The following is a 24995-nucleotide window of genomic DNA, read 5'->3' on the forward strand; positions in this document are numbered from 1 at the left end:
TCTGGCTTCATATGGGTAATGCCTGAACGGTTCAAGTAAGATAGTTTCCCCATGCAGATTAAGCCCGATCGCCTGGATTGATTTTTGAGAGTTGCCTGATTTTATGTTTGTCAACAGTTCCCCGATCGCCGATGGCCTGATTGCCTTGGCAGGATTAGATTCCCAACCCCTCCAGTTCTATGGCAAGGGTGATATTATTCCGCCCAAAGAAAAAGGTTGCTGGCAAATTTACCGAGGTATTCTACAGGTCAGTCAATGGACCGCCGGGGGGGATGAGGTGCTGATGGGCTGGGCCCAACCCGGTAGTTTTGTGGGGCTGGATTTCACTGCCAGCCAACGGGAAACCTATCAAATTCGTGCTTTGACGGATGTGTATTTACGGGGCTATTCCCGGGAAACCATCACCAACAATAGTCAACTCTGTCGCTTGGTGCTTGACCAAACCCTACAACAGGTACGCCAACGGGAGGCTTTACTGGCGATCGCCGGTTATAAACGGGTGGATGAACGGCTGCAGGGATTGTTGAATCTATTGGGGCAGGAGTTGGGGCAACCGGGGCCGGGGGGTATGCATTTATCGGTGCGGCTCACCCATCAAATGTTGGCCAATGCCATTGGCACCACTAGGGTCACCGTCACCCGTCTCCTGGGAGAATTTCAGACCAAAAGAAAAGTTAGTTTAGATGGCGATCGCCATTTGGTCATTGCTTTAGAAGACTAGATTCTGGATTTCAACCGGATTGGTCGGAGGTTTTTTGCTAGCCTGGATCCAGTTGTTGCACAGTTGAGGAAATGGCTATGGTCTGGGCAAACCTTGGGCACCGTTGTCGCTGGGTAGGGTTTCTAACGGTGGGAAGCACAGTACTGGGTTTGATACCAGCCCATTTAGCTAACTTAATTACCCCAATGGCGATCGCCGCCCCACTGACTGGGTTGCAAACATTACCATCCCAATTTTTACTGGCGGAAATTATTCGGGGTTGTCCCAGGGCAGAAGTGGTTGAAGCCTATGAGACTAAAACCTATCTAGCTTATATTTGCCAAACTTATGAGGGACAATTTTTCTACCGGGGTGTCAATAAGAAAAATGGCGACCAGATCAATGTGATGGATGTGCTCAGCACCGACAGCGGCACCTACTATGCCACCAATGGAGCCTATACCTATTGGGTTGATCGAAAACAATTGCGGGTCACTAAGAATGGTAAAACTATTTTCTCTGAACCTGTTCTAAGGTAGATGGAACTAGTTAGCTCTATTTAGCCCAAGTCCACCATGCAATTGCACCTCTCCACCTGGCCCGAAGTTGAAAGCTATTTACAATCTTCCACCGGCATCATTTTCCCCATTGGTTCCACGGAACAACACGGCCCCACCGGTCTGATTGGTACAGATGCCATTTGTGCAGAGGCGATCGCCAAGGGAGTGGGGGAAACTACCGGAGCCATGGTGGGGCCAACTATTAACGTGGGCATGGCTTTGCATCACCTTGCTTTTCCCGGCAGTGTCAGTTTGCGTCCCAGTACCCTGATCCGAGTTGTTGTCGATTACGTGAGTGGTTTGGCCAATGCCGGTTTTAGCCGTTTTTACTTCATCAATGGCCATGGGGGGAATATTGCCACCCTCAAAGCCGCTTTTTCCGAAACCTATCACCATTTGGGCAACCTTGGCCATGGCCAAGATGTCCGTTGTCAGGTGGGCAATTGGTTTATGGCCAGGGGCGTTTACCAGTTGGCCAAAGAACTCTACGGCGATCAGGAGGGTTCCCACGCCACCCCCAGCGAAGTGGCCCTAACCCAATTTATTTACCCTGAAGCCATTAAAAACGCACCGTTGAATCCGGAAGTTGCCTCAGGCCACAGCATCTACAGTGCCCAAAATTTTCGGGAGCATTATTCCGACGGTCGCATGGGTTCTAATCCGGCCCTGGCCACCCCAGAGCATGGCCAAAGGTTCTACGAAGTGGCAGTGCAGGAATTAAGTGAAAGTTATCAGCGTTTTTTAGCGGAAAGTTAACCAGCAATGTCCCAAGTTTTCCCAATGGAAAATCCTTAAACTTTTTGTGTTGACCGCCAGTAACAAACCCTAGTAACCCTAGTAATAAACTAAAGTGCTGGATTGGCGATCGCCAAGGGGACCTAGCCGGGTTAAGGTGAACATTGCCCCCGTAGTTGATGGTCTATCCATGCCCGCCATGTTGGAAGAACTTAAACAATCCCCCCCCTGGCTCCGGCTGAGCTTACTGTTTCCCCTCTTTTTCCTCAACGGCTGGTTGATCTACAAAGCCTTAGGTTTTCTGCAACCCCTCAGTAGTTTGCTGGTGGCGGCGGCCCTGCTGGCTTTTTTGCTTGATATCCCTGTGGGAATATTGGCGGAAAAAGGATTTAAACGACCCTGGGCGGTAATTGCTGTTCTACTCATTGCCCTGATTGTCATCAGTTTGTTTTTATTAATTGTCATTCCCCTGGCGATCGATCAATTGGGGCAATTGTTGGATAACTTGCCCGGTTGGCTCCGTTCCGGCAATGCCCAACTTTTGGTACTACAAGCCTGGGTGAATGAGCATTACGCTAACTTACAGGTGGATCTCCAGCCCCTCATTAGTCAAGTGATTCAGAAACTGAGCCTGATTCTCAACTCCCTTGGTAATCAGCTATTAGGGCTAGTGGGGGTCACCATCAGCACCAGCATAAATGGGCTAATTTTATTGGTACTGACCATTTTTCTAGTTCTCGGGGGAGAAAAAATTTGGGATGGCATCTTTAGCTGGTTTCCCCATCCTTGGCAGAGGGATTTACAAAATTTAATTCGGGACACCTTCGAGGGTTATTTTGCTACCCAGGCAATTTTGGCTGGCATTCTAACAGTGGCGCAAATGGTGGTCTTTAGTTTGCTCCAAGCTCCCTATGCCATTCTTTTTGCCATCACCATCGGTTTAAGTACCCTAATTCCTTTTGCCAGTGGGTTAAGCATTATTACCATTAGTCTTTTACTAATGTTAGAAAACTTTTGGTTAGGGGTGAAAATCCTCTTGGCGGCAGTGATTGTGGGGCAGATTAATGATAACGTTATTTCCCCTCGTTTAATGGGTAACCGCACTGGTTTGAACCCCGCTTGGATCATTGTTTCCTTGTTTGTGGGGGGCAAATTAGGGGGAGTTTTAGGGTTGTTGGTGGCGGTGCCCCTGGCCAGCGTCATTAAGGCCACCAGCGATCGTCTACGGGGATTACCGGAAAAATCCTTAGATCAAACCGTGGAAGTTTCCGTTCGCTCAACATAGGTTTTCCAACATAGGTTTAAGCCTGACAATTTTCTTTGCAACTATCCTTTAGTTTTTTGGCTTTTTGCCCATTGCTAATTTTCCCCATGGACCAGGATCAATACCTCAGTAGTTACGATTACCAACTGCCTCCCCAATGCATTGCCCAAAGTCCCGCTGTCCCCAGGGACCATTCCCGCCTGTTGGTGGTCAAAGATCAATTCACTGTGAACCACGAACATTTTTACGATTTGGGGAATTATTTGAATTCGGGGGATTTATTAGTTCTTAATGACACCAAAGTAATGCCAGCCCGGCTACACGGTAAAAAGGACAACGGCGTGGCGGTGGAAATTTTACTGCTGACAGAATGTAGGGAAAACCAATGGATTGCCCTGGTTAAACCTGGCAAAAGATTAAAGCTGGGGGCAAAAGTTAAATTTACTGCTCGGGATGGGGAAAAGCCCGATCTCTGGGCTACTATTCTGCAACGGGACGAGGCCACTGGGGGGCGATTGCTCGAGTTTGCGTTGGAGCCAGGTCAACGGCTTTGGGACGTACTCCCGGACTATGGCGAAATTCCTTTTCCCCCCTACATCGGCGATCGCCAAGCTACGGATGATCAGTATCAGACCATTTATGCAGAAAAGTTAGGGGCAGTGGCGGCCCCCACAGCGGGATTGCATTTCACCGAGGAATTGTTCACAAAACTAACTCAACAAGGGGTACAAACAACAAAGGTTACCCTCCATGTGGGCATTGGTACCTTCCGTCCGGTGGAAACAGAAAATATTCTCAACCACGTTATGCACCAGGAATGGATAGATGTGCCCCCAACGGCGGTGGAGGCCATTGCTCAAACTAAGGCCAATGGAGGGAGAATTTTTGCAGTGGGCACCACAGTGGTGCGCTGTTTAGAAGGCATGGCCCAGGAGTGCAATTTCCCCTCGCAGCCGTTGCAACCCTTTCGAGGCCAGACGGATCTGTTTATCTACCCTGGTTACCAATGGCGCTTGGTGGAGGGATTAATTACCAACTTTCACTTGCCTAAGTCCAGTTTGCTGATGTTGGTCAGTGCCCTGATCAGTCGCCCCCGGTTAATGGCAATTTACGAAACGGCGATCGCCAAGGGTTACCGGTTTTATTCCTTCGGGGATGCCATGGTAATTTTGCCGGAAGCTTGCCAAGGTAGGGAAACAGCGGAAAAAAGCTAGAGGGCAAACCAGTCCAGAAATTAGTCTAGGTTCAGTGAAGTTTTCCTAGAAGTAGTCCAGTTTTTCCAAGTCAAACTGGGCCGTTACCTGGGCTAAACAGTCTAAATTTTCCCGCTCAGTATCTGTGAGATAGGGCACAATTCCCACAACGGGCAAATGGGTAAAGGACTCCAGCATCGACGGAGTGGCCCAGTCCTCTAACTTCGCCTCAGCATCCGGGGTAGCACAACTAAGCACCAATCCCTTTAGTTTCACCTTTGTTTCCCTTGCCAAGGCCACCTGGGCGATCGCCTGGCCCATGGCCCCCAATTGCACCGGCACCACCAAAATGGTTTCCAAGTGCCAAAGGCCCGCAATATCCGCCACCGTCAGCTCATGGGTGACGGGGGACCCCAAACTCCCCAGGGCTTCCACCAGCACATGGCCATGGTTTTGTTGCATTGTCTGCAAAGTCTGCCACACTACCCCTAAATCAATGGTTTTGCCTTCCTGGTCAGCGGCCAAAGGAGGGGCTAGGGGAGCGGCAAATTTCAGCGGCGTCACCACATCCCAATGGGTTAGATGGCCAAATAATTTTTGGTAAAGTTCATCATCCCCCAGCCCTGTTTGCATCAGCTTCATTAATCCGAAAGACTGATCTTTGCCATACCTCTGCCAGTAGGCCGCCAAGGCTGAAGTGGTGACCGTTTTCCCCACCCCGGTGTCGCAACCCACAACTAACAAAGTTTTTTGGTCAACGGCTCGGGAAAAATTCGACATGGGGAGCAAAAACAGAGGGGGAAAGTTATTTTGGACTTCGCAAAACTTAAGCAGATAGGCGAGGAAAGAATCCGCTATGATTGGATGGGAACCCCTTGGTTAGTCTGGGGGGAACACCGTTAATTTGCCATGACATGGGGGTAAAGTGTCTGCCGTGAGCCGTATCGCCACTTTAACACGTCAATCGATGCTGTCTGCCTTATCTGACAACAATCGTTTACGTCTTTTTTCCGGATCATCTAACCCATCTTTATCCCAAGAAGTGGCCCGTTACCTGGGCATGGACATCGGTCCAATGTTGCGTAAACGCTTTGCCGATGGTGAACTCTACATCCAAATTCAAGAATCGATCCGGGGCGGTGACGTTTATTTGATCCAGCCCTGTTGCCATCCGGTCAACGATAACCTGATGGAATTATTGATCATGATCGATGCCTGTCGCCGTGCCTCAGCCCGCCAGATCACTGCAGTCTTGCCCTATTACGGTTATGCCCGGGCAGATCGTAAAACCGCTGGCCGGGAATCCATTTCCGCTAAGTTGGTGGCCAATCTAATTACCGGCGCTGGAGCCCAACGGGTGTTAGCCATGGATCTTCATTCGGCCCAGATCCAAGGTTACTTTGACATTCCCTGTGATCATATGTACGGTTCCCCCGTTATTATTGACTATCTAAAAAGTAAGCAACTAAGTGACTTAGTGGTAGTTTCCCCGGACGTAGGGGGCGTAGCCCGGGCCCGGGCCTTTGCCAAAAAGCTAAACGATGCGCCCTTAGCCATTATTGATAAACGTCGTCAGAGTCATAACGTGGCAGAAGTATTAAACCTGATTGGCGACGTGGACGGAAAAACCGCCGTGTTAGTGGACGACATGATCGACACCGCTGGTACTTTGTCGGAGGGTTCCCGTTTGCTCCGGGCCCAGGGGGCTCGCCAGGTATATGCCTGTGCTACCCATGCTGTTTTCTCGGAGCCGGCCATCAATCGTCTTTCCGGTGGCTTGTTTGAAGAAGTGATTGTCACCAACACCATCCCCGTACCCGACGACCATCAATTTCCCCAACTGACCACCCTTTCTGTGGCTAATTTAATTGGAGAAGCAATTTGGCGTATTCACGAAGAAAGCTCCGTCAGCAGTATGTTCCGCTAGAAAAAATTGTTGTGGACAATGGTAAAGCTGGATAACTGGACTGGCCGAAGCTGGGACGGGGTGATAGTCTTGGTTAAGTAATTTGAAGCTAATGCCGTCCTGGGCCATGCCTTGGTTCGGCGTTACCTTTGGCTATGCTAGTAGTTGGGTGGTCAATGCCGTCATCCAGTTATTATTTTGGGATTTGTTTGCCAGCTTTGCTCTGCGCCTAATTCTATTGCCTCAATTGCTCAGTCTTGAGGAATTCTCAATATAGATTTCCACTGGGCATTTCCCCTTTTCCATCTCAATTTCCTCGGAGGCCAAGCCATGTCTATGCCATCTATACCTAAATTTTCCCAAGCCAAATTTTCTAAAAAACTACTCGCGCTCCTCTCCCTCAGTGGTGTTTTAGTGATGGGCTTGCCTGCCATCAGTTTTGCCCAGGGCAACTCTGGGTTCACTATTTTTAGTGGGGTGGATAATCGTAGTGATATTTTAGATTACTACTTACAATTCAACGGTCGTTCCGGCCAAAGGGATCGCTACAAATTGTATATCCCAGCTAAAAAAATGACCCAAGGGGCGAAGGTTTTATATGTTTCCTATCCCGAAAATTTTGACGGTACCTTCGATGTGGAGAAAGTTCGGGTAGAAACTAAACGCCAGGGTAACATTGAAATTGAAGACGTAGTTTGGGACAAAGAAAGCCGCTTTCTACAAATCGTTTTGGCGCAACCAGCAGAACCCAATAGCCAAGTGACCATTACCCTTTCCAATGTTACTAACCCCAGCTTAGGAACTTATTACATGGTGGCCGATGCCATGGTATCCGGTGATATTCCCGTCCGAGTTTATTTAGGTACTTGGATTGTGAGCATTAACCGATAGTTGGGTTACCCCGTGGGAGACTTTTCCGGGGTTTCAATTTACAACGCTTTTAAAGACCGGTCAAGAAGAATTGTTGTCCGTAACTTCTGATCCTGTGAGTTTAAATCATCCCTCAGGTTGGATTCGCGGTATGTAATCTTGCTTGTGTGATTTTTGCCAATGGCATTTCCTTGGTTTTTAGCAATTGTATTGACTAGCGAGAATTTTGATGATTACCCATTGCCGCCGAACCATTGCGGCTATTTTTCTGGCAATTTTTACTTGGCCGATCGCCCCTGGGCAAGCTTCTCCTCCGAGGCCGGTGGACAGGACGGTGGAGTGCGAAATTTTGGTGGTAGGCGGGGGATTAGCCGGCGCTGCGACAGCCTATGAAAGTTTGTTGGCGGGAAAAAACGTTTGCATGACGGAATTAACAGACTGGGTAGGAGGACAGTTAACCTCCCAGGGCACCTCTGCGCTAGATGAGAAGCCGACCCAAACAGATAAACTATTCTATCCCCGGGGTTATCTGGAGCTAAGGCAACGGATAAAAGATTTCTACGGCGTTCAAAATCCCGGTAAATGTTGGGTAAGTCGCTCTTCTTGTTTTTTACCTAAAGATGGCCATGACATTTTGATGGCCATGCTCAAGGATGCGGAAAAAAAAGGCCGAGGTACTCTGCAATGGTTCCCCAACACTGTCATCAAAGAACTAGTTTTAGCCCCCACCGCCCCAGGGGAAGAAGGAGAGGAAATCATCCAGGCGATCGCCATTCAGCATCAACCAGCCCCCAACGCACCACCGTTGAACAGTCGGTTTTTATCTCAGACCATCGAAGATAGTTACCGTTACGAAAATTCAGAGCAACTCACTAAAACCATCATTAACTTCACCGCTCCCCAAGCTAACCAGGGTAGAACAGCCCAATGGTTGGTGGTGGAAGCCACGGAAACGGGGGAGTTAATTGCTCTGGCCGATGTGCCCTATCGGGTGGGAGTGGATCCCCGCACCTACCTAGACCCGTCTTCCTCCAGTGTGGAAGGTTTTGCCTACTGCACCCAGGGCTTCACCTACACCTTTGCCATGGAGGCCACCGCAGAGCCCCAGCCCCAACCTGAACCAGATTTTTACCAAAGATTTACTCCCTATTACAGTTACGACCAATCAAGATTTGATTTCGATGCTTTATTTACCTATCGACGTATTTGGAGTCCCGATGGGCTAGGTATTTTTGAGCCGGCTACCCCTAACCGGCCGAAAAATCGTTTTGGGGTCAGTCCCGCCCAACCGGGGGAAATTTCCATGCAGAACTGGTTGCCGGGGAATGATTACACTCCCGGTACCCCAAAGGACAATTTTGTTTATACCAGGGAGCAACTGCAACAAACGGGACAACTGGAACCAGGGGGATGGTTGGGAGGCCTGCGGACGGAAAGCCTAGCTAATGGGGAAAAAATTGCCTTGGGTTTCTATCATTGGTTAGTGGCGGGTGATACGGACGCCAAGTTGGGGAACAACGTCAAAAAGCCCAACCCTAATAATCGTTTGCTGACGGGGCTGGATAGTCCCATGGGTACGGAGCATGGTTTATCAAAATTTCCCTATATGCGTGAAGGACGCAGAATTATTGGTCGTCCCGATTTCATTTATCCCAACGGTTTTGAAATCAATGAAACAGATATTTCCCGCCAGGATTTTAAAGACGATTTTTACCGGCAAAATCTTTCTCCCCGGGATTACCGTCGTTTACATGCAGAGCTAGCGGGCATTGACGGTTTGGATGTGCTGGATGGGAACCTTTCCCCCGATGCAGTGGAGCGTCGTCAACGGGCCACCATGTATCCTGATTCCGTGGGCATTGGCCATTACAACATTGATTTTCATCCCTGCTATTTGGAATATCCAGTGGAAAAACCGGGTAACATTGAACGCCCAGGGGAACGGCAAGCCCATACTCCCTCCTATCCATTCCAAATTCCCCTGCGGGCTATGATTCCCCAACGCATTGATAATCTCCTTGTCGTGGGCAAAACCATTGCCACTAGTCATATTGCGGCGGCGGCTTATCGAGTCCATTCTTTTGAATGGTCTTCTGGGGCCGCGGCGGGTATTGTGGCGGTGGATGGGTTGCAAAATGATTATTTGCCCTATCAATTGGTAAATCAAACCGCTTTAATTGCTAATCCAAAATTGTTGCAACTACGGCGCAAAATTGACGGCACGGACAATCCCACTGTATTTCCCAACACATCCATTTTCACCAGCTTTGAAAACTGGAAGTAGACAATTCTTGGTAGTTATCTAGATGAAAAACAGCAGAATTTGATCCACCAAATCGACTTCGTCGAGGGCGATGAGGGCTACCCCAGCGGTGATTACACTAATACCAAGCCAACGGGCCAGAGGAATGGTTTCCTTGAGCAAAAATTTCGCCCCGAATAAACTCATCACGTACCCCAAGGCCCCCGCCGGCCGGATCAGGCTAATATCCGTCCAACTGAGCAGGGAAATAAAAGTAACAAAACTGATGGTTTGACAACCAATACCCCCTAAAACCGAAGGATGGGAAAGAATACGACCAATTAACCTGACCATTTTCAGGGGCGATTGCAACCTCACAGGGCCAATTTGTTTCATGCCCCGGGCAATGAGTACGTCCCCGGCGGAGTCGGTGAAAATTAAAATTAAAATACCCAACCAAACCCTAGAAAGGGCGATGCCCACAGGAAATAACCACAATGGCGATCGCCGGGAAGAATTAACGGTAACAGAAGGAGTTGGGGAAGAACCAAACTTTTCCCCCATCAAGCGAGAGCGGTTGCGATGTTCCGACCAACAGACAATAAAAACGCCACTGGCGATCATGAAAGTGGCCAGCCAGCGATAAAAGGACACATCTTCCCCCAGGATTAGCCAAGCGAGGAGGGCATTGAGGATATAGCTAGAAGAAAAGAGGGGTAAAACTAAGCTCAGATCCAGTCGGGATGTGGCGGTGAAATATAAAAACAGGGCAAACAGTAAGGTGATTACCCCAAAGACAATCCAAGGGGAAGTGAGCAGATAAAGAAATAGACCCCACAAACCCCAGAGGCTATAGTCCTCCACCGCGCCGAACACTTTCATGCCCCGGCTGAGCCAAATATCCCCCAAAACCTGGGTGGTGACCATGGTTAGCAGTAAACCAATGGTTTTCCACTCCGTTAACGTTAAACGTTTAGCTCCACTGAGCAAGGTTGTCCTCCACCTCGTAAATGCTGACGTTCAATGTTTCCCACCATTAACTAAAAATTAGCCCACGAACATGGCCAGGCCATCTGTGGCCTTAAGCTGGTGATCAGCTGCCCGTTCAGGATGGGGCATCATGCCCAGCACATTACCTCCACTATTGCTGATACCAGCAATATTGTGCAGAGAACCGTTGGGATTGCTATCTGCCGTCAATTCCCCCTGGGTGTTACTGTAGCGGAAAAGAATTTGGCCGTTATCTTCCAAAGCTTTTAAGGTATCTTCATCGGCAAAGTAGCGGCCTTCCCCGTGGGCAATGGGGAGAGTAATTACCTGTTGGGATTGGTAACCTTTAGTCCAGGCGGTCTGGTTGCTTTCCACCCGCACGGTCACCCGGTCGCAAATAAAATGTAAATCCCGATTACGAATTAAGGCCCCCGGCAATAGCCCCACCTCCGTTAGCACTTGAAAACCGTTACAGATACCCAACACCCTTTTTCCCGCTTTGGCGTGGTCAATGATCGCCTGCATAATGGGGGAAAATCTGGCGATCGCCCCGCAGCGGAGATAATCACCATAGCTAAAGCCCCCTGGCAAAACCACCACATCCACCCCTTGGAGATCCGTTTCCTGATGCCAAATGAATCGGGTTGGCCGGTCCAACAAACCGGCGGTGACAGTGGCAATGTCCCGGTCGCAGTTAGAACCGGGGAAGACAATAATACCAAAGCTGGTCATGGCGTGACGGCGCCTTCTAGGGCGGTAATTTCAAAGCAATAATTTTCGATCACCGTATTGGCCAATAGTTGGTCACACATGGTGTCCAGTTGTTGGGAAGCGGTGGCTTCGTCCGGGGCCTCGAGGGTCAACTCAATATATTTACCAATTCTGACTTGGGCAACGGAATCGTAACCCAATTGTTGTAAACCTGATTGCACTGCGGTACCGGCCGGATCGAGCACAGAGGGACGCAGGGTGACGTAAATACGACAATGGTAGGAATGGGACATGGAGGGCCTTACCGGGGAATCTGCCACTGTTAATCCTGCCTTAGAAAGTCTTTCTCGGCAAGGTTTGTGCTTCGGGGGAGCTTCGATGGGGATGCTTGGCAATTAGTAACCTAGGCTGATAGCACCGGGCGGGATTATTGCTCGCCCCTGGTTGACCAATACCACCAGTTCTCCTTGGGGAGTAATGGTTTCAATGATACCAAGGCCATTAGCCCAGCTAATTTCCCGACCTCGATGGGCAAATAATTGGAGATAATCTGCCAGAATAGCTGAAATTCCCTGCCGTTGATAACGTTGCCAACCAAGGGTGAGCCCCGCTAGGGTAATTTCGGCCAAATCCGTCAGGTTAGTTAAACTGTCAATTGATTCTGCCTCGCAAAATGGCCCTAGGGCAATGCCGGTAGCCGGTGGGGGGTTAATCCAGTTAATGCCCACTCCAATGATGGCATTGGTGATTATGCCCTCACTGATTTTGCTTTCCGTTTTAATCCCGGCCAATTTTTTACCCTGCAACAGTAAATCATTGGGCCATTTGAGTCGTACAGGAATACCGTGTCTAACCAGAGCATGGGCAATGCCCCAGGCACTCCATAAAACTAGGTGAGGGCTATTTGCCGCAGGTAAGTTGGTTTCCAACCAGAGGGATAGGTACAATCCTCCCGGAGCAGAGTGCCAACTACGCCCCCATTGCCCTTGGCCAGTGGTTTGTTCCCTGGCGATCGCCACTAGGGGGGGTTGATAACCCTGATGCCGTAAATTCCACAGGAGTTTGTTAGTGGAGTCGGTGCAGACAGGGGCAATTACCTTTAACCCGGAAATAATATCCGGACAAGCTAGGGTCATGGGTTGGCCATGGCCTTCCTGCCAAGCTTGGTTTAGCCAATCCCCGCTCACCGTGTTGTTGATTTCTGCCATGGCAGTTTGAACAGAGAACCTTAGGGCACCACCATTACTGGACAGGGAGAAAGATTAATCACCCTGGCGGTAACACTTTCCGCGGCCCCTTCCGTGGTGAGGCCCAAACCCCGACAGCCCATGATAATCAAGTCCGCATTTACTTCATCGGCCACATCACAGATAGTGAAGGAAGCCATCCCCTCCCGTTCAATGGTTTCTGTGGCAATGCCCTGTTGGGAAAAAACAGCCCGGGCCGCCTCCAACAATTCGGCCACCATTTGGGGGGAATTCATCCCGTGGGCTTCATGGTCTTGGCCAGGGGGATTTTTTTCCACCACCGACAGCAAAACCAAACGGCTTTGGTGGATCTTGACTAAATCCGCCACCATCTGGGCCGCATCCCTGGCTTCCCGGCTCCGGTCTAGGGGAAATAAAATGGTTTTGAACATAATTACACCTCCGCTATCCTCTACCAATAACGCGATTAGGCGATCGCCAGCAATTAATCGACATCAAATTTTACAGGCATTGCCGGATCGTTTGATAAACCGAGAAGATTCAAATGCTGTTTAACTAAGAATTAATCCCTTTCTCTGCGACTAAAACCCCCATTAAACCAGCGGCAATGGGATAGTGGGTTGCCTTGGTAAAACCAGCCCCCAGGGCAAGTTTGATTTGGGCAGAACCACGGGGGAAGCGGTCTAAACTGGGTTGGAGATAGGCATATTCGTCGGTTAACTGCCATTGTTTTGCCATGGGCACCACCACATTGGCCAGGTACCAACGCTGAAAATTTTTCACTAGGGCATTGCTGGGTTGATGGAAGTCGAGAATAGCTACTTTTTTGCCTGGTTTCACAACCCGGTGCAATTCCTTGAGGGCCTGGGGAATATCCCCTACATTCCGCAGACCGTAACCCATGGTGGCTCCGTCAAATTCATTATCAGCAAAGGGTAAGGCCAAAGCATCTCCTTGCACCCATTGCATCGGTAATTGAGTATATTGGCGTTGATGTTTGCCAGCGGCGATCGCCAATAGTTCAGCACAAAAATCCACCCCCACAACTACTCCACTGGGCCCGACCACCTTTGCCCCCTGGAAAGCTAAATCCCCACTGCCACAGCACACATCCAGGAGGCGATCGCCAAGGACAACACCGCTCCATTTCACGGCCATGGCTTTCCAAATATGGTGCTGGCCAAAGCTTAAAAATGAGTTAAGGTCATCATATTGGGATGCAATGCGGGCGAAAATTTTCCGCACATTCTCTTGGGTCGGCTGGGCTTGGGGGGAATTACTCATCCAACTTTCCGGATTCTTTTTGACGTCACGTGAATTACTAATGATCCTGCGGTACAGGAAGTTTCATTATTTATCCGCAAGAGCACAACCAATAACTGCTTACGCTTTTTTGAACTTTCACCACTATATCGCTCTTCTATCAGAGAAGGAAAGACAAAATAGAGAAAAAGAGCTGAAAGGCAGAGGTCCTATATGATTGCGCCGCGAGAAGCAAAAGAAACAATAGAATTTATAGACAAATATTGTGAAGCCTACAGAGACTTGTTTCCAGAAGTGAGAGGTTTCGAATATTTCAAATATTTACATTTAGAATTAATTGTAGATATAAAAAGGAGAAGATTTGCAGAAATGGCGAGGGTAGTGGGACTAGAAAATAGACAATGATTTGACTATTTCTTTAATCATATTTCCTGATAAATAGAGGAAGCAGGAAGAATTAATATAACTTTGAATTTGGCAGAATGGGAAGCGATACCAATCATTATTGATAAAACAGTAGTCAAAAAAGAAGAGAAAAATAGACTATATAGCCCGCCATTATATTGGGAATCCAGGAAAAATAAAAAGCGGTTGAGCAAAATTATTGTATGCCCAAATACTAGGGATGTGTTAGATTAGCCATTGTAAAATTTTAATAAATTGTGCTCATTGATCTAACGTAAGCTTGAAATCAATACTGAGATAACGATATGTGACCAAACTCACCTAATTTTTCTGCCAAAACAGAAAAGAACAGAGCTAAAACAGTCAAGAAAGCTTCATCTTACTAATTAATTTACTATCTCCAAACTGCCCACGGAGGAAGTGTGTAGGCGGTGAAGTTGAAGGGAAAAAGTGGTGGAGAGCAGGTAAAAGCCTTATTTACCGAGGATTTAGTCCCCATCTATGGAAGCCTGAGAATAGGTCGATTAGCTATAATGACGGACATTGCCCATGTCTGATTTTTCGCCGTTCACACTATCTACCGCTGATTTTTTATGTTTCTTGAAGAACTGAAACCCATCACCCGTGAGCTTTGCCAACAGCCGATCGCCTTTGCTGGGGGATTTGTGTCCGGGGTACTGCGGTTAAAATTGACCGATGATCCCCTGAAAAAATGGTTACAAAAACAAGGGGTAACGGACTTTTCCGGTGCGGACATTGACCAGAATTCCCGGGATAATCGCCCCCAAAGCATTGACATCGACTGATATTGAAATACCGCTATGGGTTCCAGGGGAAGGTTACACCTCCCCTAAAAGTCCACTTCCCACATACTATCGAGCAAAACAGCAGCCCGGAAGCTTTTACCCAGTTGACGTTGGGCGTAGTAACGCATCAGATTTTCCGCCTTAACCCAGTCCCAAGCACGAAAATTTTTCTGGGCGATCGCCGGTAGGTATTGCTGGGGGTTAGGGAGAGAACTTTGGTTTAATTGTTGCAACAGGCTCAGTTCCATGGCCGTTAACCGTCGCAGGTGGGGAATAGGCCCCATATCCCCGGAACTACAGAGATCGACAATGCCCCCTAACTCTGGGCTAAACCCAACCCGCCATTGGCGATCATAAAAATTAGGACTAACGCTTTGGGCCGTGATGGCACAGTGATGAAATTGGGGTGCAAATCCTTCCGCACCGAGGCAATGGAATAGCGCTTGGGCCAAATGGCCGTAAAGATTTTCCCCGGTGGCTTCCGTTTCTAGCCGCCGCAAGTGCTCCGTAAATAGCTCGTAAAGGGATGCTTGGGCACTGGCTTCCGTCCCTAGGGCCAGAATTAGTTCGATTAAATATTGCCCCGCCGCCAAGTTACAGACATTTTGTCCCAGGCCAGGATAGGAATATTGGGTTTCCGCTTGATTAATGCGGTCTAAATTTTTACCTGAAAATAACAGAAACTGGTTAACCACAAAGAGCTCCGTGCGACCCCTGAGGCTAGATTTAGGTTTTCTTGCCCCCGGAGCAATGGCACGGATTAACCCATGGTCAGGCGAAAAAATAGTAACCAGGCGATCGGATTCCCCAAAGGCCATACCTTTAACAATAATGCCTAGGGTTTGGTACGTACGGCTCAAATTAATCTTTGATCATTAACTCAGTCTTTGGCGTTTCAAGAAAAGTCAAACTGCCCTTTTCTCCGTCCAATTCTACTTCACCACCCACCGCTAACACTGCATTAACAGCACCATGGCCAAAGGGTAAATCCGCCACAATGGGTATACCTAAATTCCCCAGGCGATCGCCAAGTACCTCTTCCACTGTGCAACTGGGGAAACCGTTAGGAGCCTCACAGCCACTGAACTGCCCCAGGGCAATACCCGCCAATTTGCTTAAATTGCCCGAAGCTCGCCATTGGGTTAACATACGGTCAATGCGGTAGGGCGCCTCCCCCACATCTTCGATCGCCAAAATTACCTTGTCAAAATTCGGTTGCCAGTCAGTACCCAAAAAATGGGTGGCAACGGTTAAGTTACCAGCGATTAAACGCCCTTGGACCTTCCCTAGGTGCCAACCTTTGCCTGTCAATGGGGCGAGGGGAGAACCTTGGAGATAATTATGGAGTCGTTCCAAGGCCCAATCCGGCTCATCGCCGAGGGTGGTTAATACTGGCCCGTGGAGGCTAATAATGCCCGATTTCAGCAGACTCCATAAAAGGCCAGTCACGTCGGAAAAACCAATTAGCCATTTGGGTTGATCAATTTCTGGCCATTGCCAATTTTCCAGTAGCCGGGCCGAGCCATAACCCCCCCGACTGCATAGAATACCTTTGCAATCTGGATCCAACCAGGCATTGAGTAAATCTTCCCGCCGTTGTTGATCCGTTCCCGCTAGGTAACCAAGGCGATTTTCGTAGCCCTGGCTGAAGGTAACTTCGTAACCCCACGATCGCCAAATTTCAACCCCTTTTTGAAAGTCCACCAATTCCCGCAAACTACCGCTGGGGGAAACCACCGTTAGGCGATCGCCTGGTTGCAGGGGGGCAGGTTGACGAAATTTTTCGGGCAAGGAAAACATTTTTGAAAGACTTGTAGGAATTTATGGAACAGAATTTCCATCTAACCATGTTGGGCTAAATATTCCGCCAAATCCTCAATCAGTCTGGGTAATTCCGCCTCTGTGGTTAAACGAATGCGCTCATCCCGCACTGTTAACAACACCTTGGCCGCAAAGGGACTGGGGTAAATATTAGGATTACAAAACACCTCCAGAAACACTTCTCCACTGTGGCAATATTCCAAATTCCTCTGTTTTTCAGGCCTGCCCCCTTGGTTCACCTGGGCACCGATGGCTTTTAACTGATTGACTAACTGGTTAATTTCCCCCTGGAGGGCGATCGCCGCTTCAGTACTAAAGGGAAAACGAACGGAACCTTGGAGCAAGTTGAGGGTGAGGGGAGCTGTCATCGGCACAATGGGGCGGGGAAGTTGGTTGGCAGAACTGGAAAAGACAAACTTTGGCTTTCAGCATCTTTTCCAGGGTACTGCGCTGAATGGAAATTGGAGCAGAACATCTTTAGGAATCTTCTTTTACCATGGAGGCATGATGTTGATATTTCCGCCCAAGGGAGAAGGTTATTATGTGCCAAAACTGCGGTTGTAGTGCGGTGGGAACCGTTGCCCATAGCCACCACCATGGAGACGGAAATTTTACCCATAGCCACGATGACCATTCCCATGCCGGACATCATCACCATAGTCACGCTCTAGAATCCATCCCCAACAACGGTTTAGACCAGCAGACGGTGACCATTACCCCCGATCGCCAGTCCATCACCATTGGCCAAGAGATTCTCAGCAAAAACGATCATTTAGCGGCAAGAAATCGAAGCTACTTCCAGGCTAAAGGTTTACTGGTAATGAATTTCCTTTCTTCCCCTGGGGCCGGCAAAACTGCCCTAATCCAAAAAATGGTCGGCGATCGCCAAAAAGATCATCCCACCGCAGTCATTGTGGGGGATTTAGCTACGGATAATGATGCCCAACGTCTCCGCAGTGCCGGGGCGATCACCATTCAGGTAACCACGGGCAATATTTGTCATTTGGAAGCGGCAATGGTGGCCAAGGCGGCCCAACAGTTGGATCTAGACAACATCGAAGAATTGATTATTGAAAATGTCGGCAATTTAGTTTGTCCCGCCGCCTACGATTTGGGGGAAGATTTGCGGGTCGTACTATTTTCCGTTACCGAAGGGGAAGATAAACCCCTCAAATATCCGGCCACATTTAAATCAGCCCAGGTTATTTTAGTGACAAAACAGGACATTGCCGAAGCAGTGGGTTTTGATGAAGAGTTAGCCTGGCAAAATCTGCGTCAGGTAGCTCCCCAAGCCAAAATTTTCGCTATTTCCGCCCGCACTGGAGCAGGGTTACAGCCCTGGTATGACTATTTACACCAATTTCGATTGGAACTCCCATCTCCATCTGCCGAACTAGCATTGGCCTAGGGGGCTGGGGGAAAACATGACTTTGACGCACCAAGGGCTCCAGGCCGTAGTTAGTGCGGCCCAAATGCAGAGCATTGAAAACTGGTTATTTGACCGGGGTATGCCCGTGGCAGCGTTGATGGAAAAGGCAGCTCTGCACATAGCCAACAGATTGCAAGTCCTCTATCCCCTAGCTAAATATCCCCGCATCGGTGTAGTGGTGGGGCCAGGCCATAACGGTGGCGATGGCTTGGTGGTGGCCCGGGAGCTCACTTTGCATGGCTACCACGTTAAAGTTTTCCAATCCTTAGAACAGTTAAAACCCCTGACCCAAAACCATACTAATTACGCTAAAAGTTTAGGTATTCCTTGGCTGGATGGGGTCAACGCTTTGGCCCATTGCGATCTAATTATTGACGGGCTGTTCGGCGTTGGTTTAACTCGACCGATCACCGGGGCGATCGCCGATCTGATTACAACCATTAATATTCTCCCTATACCCATTGTTAGCATCGATTTACCATCGGGTATCCATACGGATACAGGGGAAATTTTAGGCGTGGCGGTGCAGGCGGAGCGGAGTTTTTGCCTTGGCCTCTGGAAACGGGCCCACTTCCAAGACAGGGCTTTGCCATACCTAGGACAAACGGAATTGCTCAATATTGGTTTACCCCCCCAGGCGATCGCCGAGGTTTTGGGGCATGGCTGGCCGCTACAAGTCCTTAGCTCTGACCAGGGCAAAGAAGCGTTGTTCCCAAGGCGGCCCCTGGTTACCCATAAATATCAGCAGGGTCATTTGTTACTCATCTGTGGTTCCCAACAATATGCCGGCGGAGCGTTATTAAGCTGCTTGGGAGCAAGGGCCACTGGGGTAGGCATGGTGACTGTGGCAGTGCCTAAAAGTGTTACAAGCCTCATCCATAGTCAATGCCCAGAAATGCTAGTCCACGGTTGTTTGGAAACCCATTCCGGGGCGATCGCCGGGTTAGGAAATTTAAACCTTGCCAGTTATAGCGCCATTGCCCTGGGGCCGGGATTAAGTCTTGACGTGGGGCCAGTGGTGGAAGAGGTTTTAAATGTTGCCTGCCCCCTAATTTTGGATGCCGATGCCCTGAACAAAGTCGCCCAACAGAAATTACTGCCCCTGTTAGCCCAAAGGACAGCTCCCACTGTACTCACTCCCCATGGGGGGGAATTTAAACGACTTTTTCCCGACCTTGACCAAGGCGATCGCCTCACGGCCGCCCAAACAGGAGCGGTAAGGAGCCAAACTACGGTCTTACTCAAGGGGGCCAAAACCATCATTGCTGACCCCACCGGCCCCACTTGGCTGATCAAGGACAGTACCTCCGCTTTAGCTCGGGGCGGCAGTGGTGATGTCTTAACTGGATTAATGGGAGGAATCTTAGCTCAACCATCAGATTTGCCCCTAGTCCAAAGGGTGGCAGGGGTCGCTTGGTGGCATGCCCAGGCGGGAATTTTTGCCGCCCAACAAAGAACGGTGTTGGGGGTAGATGCCCAACATTTAGCTGAGTATCTGCTCCCAACCTACCGGAGATGGACTGCTGGGGAAAGCATCACCGATCGCCCCGGTCTTGTTCCCCGCTGTACTCGGCCTTTCGATGGCTAACCGGCTGGAAATTAGCCCAGAGTAGGGCCGCAATGCCAATGTTAATGGAGACGTCCGCTAGGTTGAAAATGGGGAAATTAATTAGGCGGAAATCCAAAAAGTCGATCACATGGCCGAGGAAAAATCGGTCAATGCCATTGCCCACGGCCCCCGCCAGGATACAACCATAGCCCAATTGTTCTAGCTTCCGTAGGGGAACCTTACCGGCAAAGATAATTAAGCCCACACTTACCCCCAGGGAAAGCCATTTGAGCCAACCCGCTCCTCCCCGAAAGGCGCTGAATGCCGCTCCGGTGTTGAGCACATAGGTGAAATGAAACACCCCCGACCAGAGGGGCAAACTGGTGCCCACGGGGGCCATGGCCTGGCTGACCCAGAGTTTACTGAGCTGGTCCAAAACAATACCGGCGATCGCCACCTGCCAGAAGAGGGGATTTTTAGCGAGGGAAAAAGACCGGGCCATCAATAAAATAAAATTCTCCGCAAAAAGTAAGCCAACACGGCGGTTAAACAGACCAGGATAATCTGGCCGGGCAGGGCCATGAGGGAAAAGGTGATCAGGGCCTGGGGCAAGGCTGACAAGGGCAAAATGGGGGGATTACCCAGTTTTAGTAAAGCCATCAGCACCAGATAAACCATACCGGCACCGTGGATGACGCCCAAACCCGCTAAGCAACTGAGGGCTAGGCTTTCAATTTTGGTGGGGGAACGGTAGGCTAACCAACCACAGAGCCAAGCTCCAGGAATAAAGCCCAACAGATAGCCAAAGGTGGGTTGTTGCCAATAATCCCAGCCCCCCCCATGGGCAAAAATGGGCAACCAGGCTAGCCCAAGGGTAATGTAGCCCAACTGGGCGATCGCCCCGGCCCTACTGCCCCCCACACAGGCTGTGAGCAACACTGCACCCACCTGATAGGTTGTGCCAAGGGGATGGGAGTAAATGCCCGCCTTCCACCATTGCCAAGGGGGATTGGTGGCAAATACCTGGACAAAAGTACAGAAAATAGTCAACAGCAGTCCGGCGATCGCCAACAGGACTTCTGCCACCAGGGAAGGCTTGGGGAGTTCAATCTCCTCCGTCACTAGGTCGAGGTCAGACTCAGGATTGGTATTCACCGGGGATAGGGGCTTCTCCCCCTTGGAGGCCAAGGGATGCCAATAATTTTTGATCTTGTTCTGGGGGTTGGCCCAGGGTAGTTAAGTAATGGCCCACTAGCATAGCGTTAATGCCTGCTTTTAGCCCTAAATCCTGTAGTTCCCCCATCACCGCCTCCCGGCCCCCGGCATAGCGAATAATCTGCTGGGGCAAAATAAAGCGAAAAATGGCGATCGCCTTGAGGGCATCATAGGGATTTAACTTTTGTTGTTCCCCCAAAGGAGTACCGGGACGGGGATTGAGCAGGTTAAGGGGCACCGATTCCACCTCCAGTTCCCGCAGAGCTAAGGCTAGATCGATACGGTCTTCCCAGCTTTCCCCCATGCCCAAAATACCGCCGGTGCAAGCTTGAATGCCCGCCGCTTTGAGGTTTTTCACCGTATCTACCCGGTCTTGCCAAGTGTGGGTAGTGACAACTTTGTCGTAATAGTTAGCCGATGCTTCCAGGTTATGGTTATAACGGGTTACCCCGGCTTCCCTCAACCGTTGGGCTTGTTCCGGGGTTACTTCCCCCAGGGCACAGCAGGGCTTGATGTTGGTTTCCTGGACAATTTGCCGCACCGTGGCGAGAATTTGTTCAAATTCTTTATCTTTAGGGCTATGGTACTTGGGGCCCCGACCCTGGCTAACTAAGCAAAAGCGTTTGGCCCCCGCCGCCGCCGCCGCCCTTGCCTGCTCTAAAATCTCGGCTTGGGTTTTCAGACCATAAATGGGGGAGTTGGGGTCTGGATGGTGACTGGATTGGGAGCAAAAGCCGCAGTTTTCCGAACAGTTGCCGGATTTAACATTGATGATGCTACACAGATCCACTACGTTGCCACAGCAGGCTTGGCGAATGTTATTGGCCGCTTCACAGAGCAAAAGAATATTCTCTTCCCCCTCGATCGCCGCCAACTGCAATGCCTCTTCCCGCGTTAGGCGATCGCCGTCGATAATGCGCTGACTAAGGCTGGTCAACCAGGTTTCCATTGCCTCGCTGGGCTCAGCCGGGGAATTGGTGGGGGAAGGAGGACGAGAAGATGCTAGAACCACGGCAATGTTGGGTTAGGGGTCTGAATCGAGATTAAAGGGCATTTTATCACGGTGGGCAAAGGTGCCAGAGGTTGGGCTAATCCTTACCCCGACGTTTGAGCTCCATTTTCACTGCTTCCACCACCGTTTCAATTACCTGTACCCGGGCGAAATATTTATCATTGGCGGATACTACCGTCCAGGGAGCAGCAGGAGTATTGGTGCGGGCCATCATTTGGTTCACCGCTACGTTGTAAAGGGGCCATTTTTCCCGGTTACGCCAATCCTCATCGGTGAGTTTGTATTGCTTAAAGGGGTTGTTTTGCCGTTCTTCAAAGCGGGCTAACTGTTCTTCGGGACTAATATGGAGGAAAAATTTGACCACCACATAACCTTCCGCCGTTAATTCCGCTTCAAATTCGTTGATTTCCCGGTAGGCTCGCAACCATTCCTTTTCCCTAGCAAAACCTTCCACCCTTTCCACCATCACCCGGCCGTACCAACTACGGTCAAAAATACCAATTTTTCCACCGGGGGGAATCCGGCGCCAGAAACGCCAGAGGTAATGGAATCGGGCTTCTTCCTCCGTGGGGGCAGCGAAAGTATTGACCTGGTAACTGCGGGGATCTAGGGTATCAGTTAACCTTTTAATGGCTCCCCCCTTGCCCGCCGCATCCCAACCTTCAAATAAGGCAATTACCGGCACCTTTTCCTGGTAAATTTTGGCTTGCAGTTTACGCAATTCAATCTGGCTGTCCCGCAATTTTTGTCGATAGTCATCTTTACTTAATTGGACAGTCAAATCCACTTTGGCTAGAAAATTAGGTTCCGTGGGCAAAAGTTCGCTCTGGGAGGGGAGATGGGCGACTTGAGTGTTGGCTCTGACCCGTTTTTGGTCTAAGGCTTGGACAATCACCGCCACCAATTGGGACAATACTTTTACCCGAGACCACCGTTCACAATCCCCTTCCACCAAAGTCCAAGGGCCGTAACCGGTGCTGGTGTAGGTGAGCATTTCCTCCACTAGGGCGGCATATTCCTGGTAGCGTTTTTCCTGTTGCCAATCCTCCGGCCGCACCCGCCACATTTCCAGCTCGTCTGCTTCGTACTTTTTCAGGCGTTTTTTCAACTCTTTTTGACTGATATGCACCCAAAATTTGGCGATCGCCGCTCCATCTTCCACTAACTGACGCTCAAAGGCGTTGATGTCCCGCATGATTAGGGGGACCTGGGGGGCCGGCACCCGGCCGAATAATCTTTCCTCTAGGCAATTGGTGTACCAACTGTGATAAAAAAATCCCAAACTTCCTTTGGGGGGAAGCTTTTGCCAAAAACGCCAGAGCACAGGGTACATTCGCTCCTGTTCGTTGGCCGCAAAGGTGGGGTTAACGGAAAATCCCCTCGGGTCCATATAGTTAACGATTTTCTTCAGCAATGTACCTTTGCCGGCGGCGGCCCAGCCTTCCAAAACAATAATCACCGGAATTTGCTCTTCCCAGCAGGACTGTTGCAAACTCCGCAACTGTTGCATCAAATCTTCCAGCTGTTCTTTATAACTTTCTTTATCTAGTTTGAGGGAAAGGTCAAGGGCGTCTAACATAGGCGATCGCCAGGGGTAGGATTAATTATTAGGGCTAAGTTTAACTTTTAAGGGATTTGGAGGCCATGGGCGGCCAATCCCCTAAGTGCCTGTTTTAAAAGTAATGTTCTCCCACCCCACATCTCCAGCAAATTTGGGGGACGTTGAAGATTTTTCTCCCGAGAATCAGGGGCTAGGGAAGTTTTTCAAACACTTTTTAAACGCTGAAGGGATATTAGCAAAGGACAGGTCATAGCGGAGATTTACTCGGGTTGGGGTTGGCTCGATTGTTGGAAAATGCCCCAGATGGCTTGGCCGACGCCATGGAGTAACACCATTCCGCTATAGCCAATATTATGTGTACGATATTGAGTTACGGTAATTAGCAATAAAAGAATTTAAGTTGTTTTATCCGAAGCTGAACTCGATCAGTACTGGAGAGGTGGAAGGGCGCTTTAAGTCATTTCAAATCAGCCAATTGAATGCGAGGGTCGGTGAATTTCAGTAATAAGTCCGCCAGGAGATTGCCCACAATCAGTAGGGTTGCCCCCATCATTAAACTACCCATCACTAGATAAAGATCCTGGGCTGTCACCGCTTGTAAAATCAGGCGGCCCAAACCGGGCCAATTGAAAAAGAATTCGGCAATGAACGCGCCACTGAGGAGACCGGCAAACTCAAAGCCCAGGATGGTGATTAGCGGATTGATAGCATTGCGGAGGGCGTGGACGTAAATAACTCGGTTTTCTGGCAGACCTTTAGCCCTCGCTGTTTGGATATAGTCTTGGCGCAACACATCTAACAGTTGTCCCCGCATTAGCCGTTGTAGCCCAGCAAAACTAGTAATACTCAAGGCCAGGGTAGGTAAAATCATGTGCCAAGCAATGTCCCAGACTTTGTGGGGCCAGGAAAATTCGGCAAAATCAATGCTGGTCATGTCCCCCACCGGCAATAGGGGAGAAACGGATTGAGCAAGGAATAACAGGAGCAAAGCTGTGATAAAGCTGGGAAATCCTTGGCCAATGTAGCTAATTACCCGCAAACCTCGATCTAACAATGTATTTTGCTGAACAGCACCCACAATACCCAAAGGAATGGCGATCGCCCAGGTGAGAATGATGGACGTGATGGCCAACAGTAGGGTGGCAGGAATCCGTTCCATTAATAAGGAGGCAACAGAACGGTTATAGACAAAACTTTCGCCAAAATTAAATCGGGTCACCACTTGGGTGAGCCAGCGCCAATATTGCACATACCAAGGTTGGTCTAGGCCAAATTGAACTTTTAGCTGTTGGATGGTTTCCGGGGAAATTTTCGGATTTTGCTGGAGGGTATCGAGGTAACTGCCGGGGGCCAACTGGATAATGGCAAAGCTTAATAGGGATGCCAGTAGTAAGGTAATCAGTCCTTCTATTAACCGCTGGACAACATAGGCCAAGTCGTCATTTTGGAGCCAACGGAGGGGATTACGCATGGATTAATTGACCAAAAACTGCTGGTTAGATCCTGTCTAGGGATTGCTCCTAGCCAATATACCCTAAGGCTTTTATCGGTGCAG

General features: G+C 49.6%; 27 protein-coding genes. 12 read left to right on the plus strand and 15 right to left on the minus strand.

Annotated features, from left to right (window positions below; all coding sequences use genetic code 11):
• Positions 1-103 precede the first annotated feature (103 nt).
• The 5 genes from D082_RS02320 (at position 104) to queA (ending at position 4473) form a co-directional block, all read left to right on the plus strand.
• On the plus strand, positions 104-721 hold the full coding sequence (locus D082_RS02320) for a Crp/Fnr family transcriptional regulator (protein WP_028949369.1): 618 nt from the start codon (positions 104-106) through the stop codon (positions 719-721).
• 77 nt (positions 722-798) lie between these two features.
• Positions 799-1239 (plus strand): hypothetical protein, encoded by a 441-nt coding sequence (locus D082_RS02325; RefSeq protein ID WP_028949368.1) that lies wholly within the window; start codon positions 799-801, stop codon positions 1237-1239.
• Between the two features lie 36 nt (positions 1240-1275).
• Positions 1276-2016, plus strand: a complete 741-nt coding sequence (locus D082_RS02330) for a creatininase family protein (protein WP_028949367.1) — start codon at positions 1276-1278, stop codon at positions 2014-2016.
• A 94-nt stretch (positions 2017-2110) separates the two neighbouring features.
• On the plus strand, positions 2111-3280 hold the full coding sequence (locus D082_RS02335; protein WP_238546801.1) for an AI-2E family transporter: 1170 nt from the start codon (positions 2111-2113) through the stop codon (positions 3278-3280).
• Between the two features lie 86 nt (positions 3281-3366).
• Positions 3367-4473, plus strand: coding sequence for a tRNA preQ1(34) S-adenosylmethionine ribosyltransferase-isomerase QueA (queA, locus tag D082_RS02340; protein ID WP_028949365.1), 1107 nt, complete (start codon positions 3367-3369; stop codon positions 4471-4473).
• Between the two features lie 45 nt (positions 4474-4518).
• On the opposite strand, the gene bioD is transcribed toward queA, so the two are convergent.
• Positions 4519-5232: a dethiobiotin synthase gene (gene bioD / locus D082_RS02345; protein WP_028949364.1), complete on the minus strand. Its 714-nt coding sequence runs from the start codon at positions 5230-5232 to the stop codon at positions 4519-4521.
• Between the two features lie 145 nt (positions 5233-5377).
• Here bioD and D082_RS02350 point away from each other — a divergent pair, with 145 nt between their 5' ends.
• The 4 genes from D082_RS02350 to D082_RS02360 all read left to right on the plus strand — a co-directional run bounded on the left by D082_RS02350 (position 5378) and on the right by D082_RS02360 (position 9512).
• On the plus strand, positions 5378-6379 hold the full coding sequence (locus tag D082_RS02350) for a ribose-phosphate pyrophosphokinase (RefSeq protein ID WP_028949363.1): 1002 nt from the start codon (positions 5378-5380) through the stop codon (positions 6377-6379).
• A 91-nt stretch (positions 6380-6470) separates the two neighbouring features.
• On the plus strand, positions 6471-6635 hold the full coding sequence (locus tag D082_RS18490; RefSeq protein ID WP_158506487.1) for a hypothetical protein: 165 nt from the start codon (positions 6471-6473) through the stop codon (positions 6633-6635).
• 53 nt (positions 6636-6688) lie between these two features.
• The gene (locus D082_RS02355; protein ID WP_028949362.1) at positions 6689-7249 is read left to right on the plus strand and encodes a DUF2808 domain-containing protein; all 561 of its coding nucleotides are present in this window, start codon (positions 6689-6691) and stop codon (positions 7247-7249) included.
• A 208-nt stretch (positions 7250-7457) separates the two neighbouring features.
• Complete coding sequence (locus D082_RS02360; RefSeq protein ID WP_028949361.1) at positions 7458-9512, plus strand: FAD-dependent oxidoreductase; 2055 nt, start codon at positions 7458-7460, stop codon at positions 9510-9512.
• 18 nt (positions 9513-9530) lie between these two features.
• Here the strand turns inward: D082_RS02360 and D082_RS02365 are convergent, their stop codons facing one another.
• From D082_RS02365 to ubiE, 6 genes are all read right to left on the minus strand, one after another.
• The gene (locus D082_RS02365) at positions 9531-10460 is read right to left on the minus strand and encodes an EamA family transporter (RefSeq protein ID WP_238546802.1); all 930 of its coding nucleotides are present in this window, start codon (positions 10458-10460) and stop codon (positions 9531-9533) included.
• Positions 10461-10517: 57 nt separating this feature from the next.
• The gene (gene purQ / locus D082_RS02370; RefSeq protein WP_028949360.1) at positions 10518-11192 is read right to left on the minus strand and encodes a phosphoribosylformylglycinamidine synthase subunit PurQ; all 675 of its coding nucleotides are present in this window, start codon (positions 11190-11192) and stop codon (positions 10518-10520) included.
• Positions 11189-11491: a phosphoribosylformylglycinamidine synthase subunit PurS gene (gene purS, locus D082_RS02375; protein WP_193386677.1), complete on the minus strand. Its 303-nt coding sequence runs from the start codon at positions 11489-11491 to the stop codon at positions 11189-11191. The genes purQ and purS overlap by 4 nt, the downstream gene beginning before the upstream one ends.
• A 75-nt stretch (positions 11492-11566) precedes the next feature.
• Positions 11567-12379 (minus strand): biotin--[acetyl-CoA-carboxylase] ligase, encoded by an 813-nt coding sequence (locus D082_RS02380; RefSeq protein WP_028949358.1) that lies wholly within the window; start codon positions 12377-12379, stop codon positions 11567-11569.
• Between the two features lie 20 nt (positions 12380-12399).
• Positions 12400-12810, minus strand: coding sequence for a universal stress protein (locus D082_RS02385; RefSeq protein WP_028949357.1), 411 nt, complete (start codon positions 12808-12810; stop codon positions 12400-12402).
• Between the two features lie 124 nt (positions 12811-12934).
• Positions 12935-13663, minus strand: coding sequence for a bifunctional demethylmenaquinone methyltransferase/2-methoxy-6-polyprenyl-1,4-benzoquinol methylase UbiE (ubiE, locus tag D082_RS02390; protein WP_028949356.1), 729 nt, complete (start codon positions 13661-13663; stop codon positions 12935-12937).
• A gap of 977 nt (positions 13664-14640) precedes the next feature.
• Here ubiE and D082_RS02395 point away from each other — a divergent pair.
• Entirely contained in the window at positions 14641-14853 is a 213-nt protein-coding gene (locus tag D082_RS02395) for a hypothetical protein (RefSeq protein WP_028949355.1), read from the plus strand.
• A 44-nt stretch (positions 14854-14897) separates the two neighbouring features.
• On the opposite strand, the gene recO is transcribed toward D082_RS02395, so the two are convergent.
• The 3 genes from recO to D082_RS02410 are packed head-to-tail and all read right to left on the minus strand — an operon-like array spanning position 14898 to position 17042.
• Positions 14898-15713: a DNA repair protein RecO gene (gene recO / locus D082_RS02400; protein WP_028949354.1), complete on the minus strand. Its 816-nt coding sequence runs from the start codon at positions 15711-15713 to the stop codon at positions 14898-14900.
• 1 nt (position 15714) lies between these two features.
• On the minus strand, positions 15715-16653 hold the full coding sequence (locus tag D082_RS02405) for an LD-carboxypeptidase (protein WP_038530027.1): 939 nt from the start codon (positions 16651-16653) through the stop codon (positions 15715-15717).
• Positions 16654-16694: 41 nt separating this feature from the next.
• Positions 16695-17042 (minus strand): hypothetical protein, encoded by a 348-nt coding sequence (locus D082_RS02410; protein WP_028949353.1) that lies wholly within the window; start codon positions 17040-17042, stop codon positions 16695-16697.
• Between the two features lie 173 nt (positions 17043-17215).
• On the opposite strand from D082_RS02410, the gene hypB reads away from it, so the two are divergent.
• Positions 17216-18082, plus strand: a complete 867-nt coding sequence (gene hypB, locus D082_RS02415) for a hydrogenase nickel incorporation protein HypB (RefSeq protein ID WP_028949352.1) — start codon at positions 17216-17218, stop codon at positions 18080-18082.
• Positions 18083-18098: 16 nt separating this feature from the next.
• The gene (locus tag D082_RS02420) at positions 18099-19691 is read left to right on the plus strand and encodes a bifunctional ADP-dependent NAD(P)H-hydrate dehydratase/NAD(P)H-hydrate epimerase (RefSeq protein ID WP_051738655.1); all 1593 of its coding nucleotides are present in this window, start codon (positions 18099-18101) and stop codon (positions 19689-19691) included.
• Here D082_RS02420 and lspA read toward each other — a convergent pair.
• The 5 genes from lspA to D082_RS02445 form a co-directional block, all read right to left on the minus strand.
• Positions 19639-20154: a signal peptidase II gene (gene lspA, locus D082_RS02425; protein WP_028949351.1), complete on the minus strand. Its 516-nt coding sequence runs from the start codon at positions 20152-20154 to the stop codon at positions 19639-19641. The genes D082_RS02420 and lspA overlap by 53 nt on opposite strands.
• Positions 20154-20807: a biotin transporter BioY gene (locus tag D082_RS02430; RefSeq protein ID WP_028949350.1), complete on the minus strand. Its 654-nt coding sequence runs from the start codon at positions 20805-20807 to the stop codon at positions 20154-20156. The genes lspA and D082_RS02430 overlap by 1 nt, the downstream gene beginning before the upstream one ends.
• On the minus strand, positions 20791-21879 hold the full coding sequence (gene bioB, locus D082_RS02435; protein ID WP_028949349.1) for a biotin synthase BioB: 1089 nt from the start codon (positions 21877-21879) through the stop codon (positions 20791-20793). The genes D082_RS02430 and bioB overlap by 17 nt, the downstream gene beginning before the upstream one ends.
• 76 nt (positions 21880-21955) lie before the next feature.
• A complete protein-coding gene (gene pap / locus D082_RS02440) occupies positions 21956-23458 on the minus strand; it encodes a polyphosphate:AMP phosphotransferase (protein ID WP_028949348.1) in 1503 nt (500 codons plus the stop codon).
• Positions 23459-23897: 439 nt separating this feature from the next.
• Positions 23898-24911 carry an ABC transporter permease gene (locus D082_RS02445; RefSeq protein ID WP_028949347.1) on the minus strand — a complete coding sequence of 338 codons (1014 nt, stop codon included), beginning with the start codon at positions 24909-24911 and terminating at the stop codon, positions 23898-23900.
• Between the last annotated feature and the right edge of the window lie 84 nt (positions 24912-24995).

The organism is Synechocystis sp. PCC 6714, from assembly GCF_000478825.2.
Classification (GTDB): domain Bacteria; phylum Cyanobacteriota; class Cyanobacteriia; order Cyanobacteriales; family Microcystaceae; genus Synechocystis.

What these genes read in the sequence shown, in the direction of transcription:
- D082_RS02320 (WP_028949369.1), top strand. Translation starts at nt 104, where the DNA reads ATGTTTGTCAACAGTTCCCCGATCGCCGATGGCCTGATTGCCTTGGCA.
- D082_RS02325 (WP_028949368.1), top strand. Translation starts at nt 799, where the DNA reads ATGGTCTGGGCAAACCTTGGGCACCGTTGTCGCTGGGTAGGGTTTCTA.
- D082_RS02330 (WP_028949367.1), top strand. Translation starts at nt 1,276, where the DNA reads ATGCAATTGCACCTCTCCACCTGGCCCGAAGTTGAAAGCTATTTACAA.
- queA (WP_028949365.1), top strand. Translation starts at nt 3,367, where the DNA reads ATGGACCAGGATCAATACCTCAGTAGTTACGATTACCAACTGCCTCCC.
- bioD (WP_028949364.1), bottom strand. Translation starts at nt 5,232, where the DNA reads ATGTCGAATTTTTCCCGAGCCGTTGACCAAAAAACTTTGTTAGTTGTG.
- D082_RS18490 (WP_158506487.1), top strand. Translation starts at nt 6,471, where the DNA reads ATGCCGTCCTGGGCCATGCCTTGGTTCGGCGTTACCTTTGGCTATGCT.
- D082_RS02355 (WP_028949362.1), top strand. Translation starts at nt 6,689, where the DNA reads ATGTCTATGCCATCTATACCTAAATTTTCCCAAGCCAAATTTTCTAAA.
- D082_RS02360 (WP_028949361.1), top strand. Translation starts at nt 7,458, where the DNA reads ATGATTACCCATTGCCGCCGAACCATTGCGGCTATTTTTCTGGCAATT.
- purQ (WP_028949360.1), bottom strand. Translation starts at nt 11,192, where the DNA reads ATGACCAGCTTTGGTATTATTGTCTTCCCCGGTTCTAACTGCGACCGG.
- D082_RS02380 (WP_028949358.1), bottom strand. Translation starts at nt 12,379, where the DNA reads ATGGCAGAAATCAACAACACGGTGAGCGGGGATTGGCTAAACCAAGCT.
- D082_RS02385 (WP_028949357.1), bottom strand. Translation starts at nt 12,810, where the DNA reads ATGTTCAAAACCATTTTATTTCCCCTAGACCGGAGCCGGGAAGCCAGG.
- ubiE (WP_028949356.1), bottom strand. Translation starts at nt 13,663, where the DNA reads ATGAGTAATTCCCCCCAAGCCCAGCCGACCCAAGAGAATGTGCGGAAA.
- D082_RS02395 (WP_028949355.1), top strand. Translation starts at nt 14,641, where the DNA reads ATGTTTCTTGAAGAACTGAAACCCATCACCCGTGAGCTTTGCCAACAG.
- D082_RS02405 (WP_038530027.1), bottom strand. Translation starts at nt 16,653, where the DNA reads ATGTTTTCCTTGCCCGAAAAATTTCGTCAACCTGCCCCCCTGCAACCA.
- D082_RS02410 (WP_028949353.1), bottom strand. Translation starts at nt 17,042, where the DNA reads ATGACAGCTCCCCTCACCCTCAACTTGCTCCAAGGTTCCGTTCGTTTT.
- hypB (WP_028949352.1), top strand. Translation starts at nt 17,216, where the DNA reads ATGTGCCAAAACTGCGGTTGTAGTGCGGTGGGAACCGTTGCCCATAGC.
- D082_RS02420 (WP_051738655.1), top strand. Translation starts at nt 18,099, where the DNA reads ATGACTTTGACGCACCAAGGGCTCCAGGCCGTAGTTAGTGCGGCCCAA.
- lspA (WP_028949351.1), bottom strand. Translation starts at nt 20,154, where the DNA reads ATGGCCCGGTCTTTTTCCCTCGCTAAAAATCCCCTCTTCTGGCAGGTG.
- pap (WP_028949348.1), bottom strand. Translation starts at nt 23,458, where the DNA reads ATGTTAGACGCCCTTGACCTTTCCCTCAAACTAGATAAAGAAAGTTAT.
- D082_RS02445 (WP_028949347.1), bottom strand. Translation starts at nt 24,911, where the DNA reads ATGCGTAATCCCCTCCGTTGGCTCCAAAATGACGACTTGGCCTATGTT.